Origin of the sequence: Robiginitalea sp. (assembly GCF_049588695.1) — a bacterium.
In the GTDB taxonomy this organism is placed as follows: Bacteria; Bacteroidota; Bacteroidia; order Flavobacteriales; family Flavobacteriaceae; genus Robiginitalea.
The window spans coordinates 1-1,997 of the sequence record NZ_JBAVZJ010000387.1; the positions used below are offsets into that span (position 1 = coordinate 1).

General features: G+C 48.9%; 1 protein-coding gene. It reads left to right on the forward strand.

Translation table 11 applies throughout. The annotated features are described in order from the left end of the window. Positions 1-37: 37 nt before the first annotated feature. Positions 38-1,997, forward strand: a 1,960-nt coding sequence (ftsH, locus tag WBV75_RS09175; RefSeq protein WP_424120325.1) for an ATP-dependent zinc metalloprotease FtsH, incomplete at its 3' end; no start/stop codon positions are given.

The following is a 1,997-nucleotide window of genomic DNA, read 5'->3' on the forward strand; positions in this document are numbered from 1 at the left end:
CCCTCGTAGAAAGCAGCTTTAACTAGTAAAAAATCCAATGGCAAAAGATAATAATACCCCACAGAAAAAACCCCGTTTTAGCTCCTGGTGGATCTACGGTGTTATCATACTATTTTTGATCGGCTACCAGTTCATCGGAAGCGAGAGTTTTTCTCCCACCAGCAAAACGACAACTTCGGAATTGCAGGAGTTTCTCAGAAATGGGGATATCGATAAAATTCTGATCATCACAAATGCGCGTCAGGCGAAAGTTTTTCTGACCCAGGAAGCCCTGGCCAAAGATGTGCATAAAGATGTGGCCAACAAGCCATTTTCACTGACCTCAGGAAGTGTTCCGCAATACGTGCTCGACTACGGGGACTTGCAGAATTTTGAAAACGAAATAAAGACTATAAAGCAGGAGAATAACCTGGATACCGTGGTGGATTACGATACGGAGTCCAATGTGCTTATGGAGCTCCTCTTTACCCTCCTTCCCTTTGTCCTGATTATCGGAATCTGGATCTACCTCATGCGGCGGATGTCCGGCGGTGGGGCCGGGGGTGCAGGAGGACAGATTTTTAATATTGGAAAATCCAAGGCAAAACTCTTCGACGAAAAAACAGACACCCGGACTTCATTTAAAGATGTGGCCGGCCTGGAAGGCGCAAAAGAAGAGGTAGAAGAAATCGTGGAATTCCTGAAGCATCCGGATAAATATACCTCCCTGGGGGGGAAAATCCCTAAAGGTGCCCTGCTTGTGGGCCCTCCCGGAACCGGTAAAACGCTCCTGGCTAAAGCAGTGGCCGGAGAAGCCAAAGTACCGTTCTTCTCCCTTTCGGGCTCTGATTTTGTCGAGATGTTTGTGGGGGTTGGTGCCTCCAGGGTCCGGGACCTGTTTAAGCAGGCTAAGGATAAATCTCCTTCTATCATCTTTATCGATGAGATCGATGCCATCGGGCGCGCCCGAGGTAAAAATAATTTTACCGGATCAAATGACGAACGGGAAAACACCCTGAACCAGCTGCTGACAGAGATGGACGGTTTTGGCAGCAATACCAATGTAATTGTTCTGGCGGCGACAAACCGCGCGGATGTCCTGGACAAGGCCCTGATGCGCGCCGGTCGTTTTGACCGTCTGATATACGTAGATCTCCCCGATATTCGCGAACGCAAAGAAATCTTTGAAGTTCACCTGCGCCCTATAAAAACCGCGGAAACCCTGGATCTGGATTTCCTGTCGAGGCAAACACCCGGATTCTCCGGAGCGGATATCGCCAATGTGTGTAACGAAGCGGCTTTGATTGCGGCTCGTAAGGAAAAGAAGGCCGTAACTAAACAGGATTTTCTCGATGCGGTGGATCGGATCGTCGGTGGCCTGGAGAAAAAGAACAAGATTATCACTCCTGATGAGAAAAAGACCATTGCCTATCACGAAGCAGGACATGCGACGGTCAGCTGGATGCTCGAACATGCGGCACCCCTGGTAAAAGTGACCATTGTACCAAGGGGTCAGTCCCTGGGGGCCGCATGGTACCTTCCGGAGGAACGCCTTCTGGTGCGCCCCGAGCAAATGAAAGATGAGATGTGTGCTACCCTCGGCGGTCGTGCAGCAGAACGCGTAATCTTTGATAAGATCTCCACCGGTGCACTTAGCGATCTGGAAAAAGTCACGAAGCAGGCCAGGGCTATGGTTACTATTTACGGTTTGAATGAGGAGATTGGCAATGTCACTTATTACGATTCCGGACAGTCCGAATACGGATTTACCAAGCCGTATAGCGAAGAGACCGCCCAGAAAATCGACATGGAAATTTCAAAGTTAATCGAAGAACAGTACGTACGTGCCATTCAGGTTCTTGAGGACAACAAAGATAAACTGGAAATCCTCGCTGATTTACTTTTGGAAAAAGAAGTTATCTTTAAAGAAGATCTGGAGCGGATTTTCGGAAAGCGCCCCTTCGAGAAGCAGTTCGACAAACTTGGGCAGGAAAAGGCTGCAGTATCGGTAGATTCGG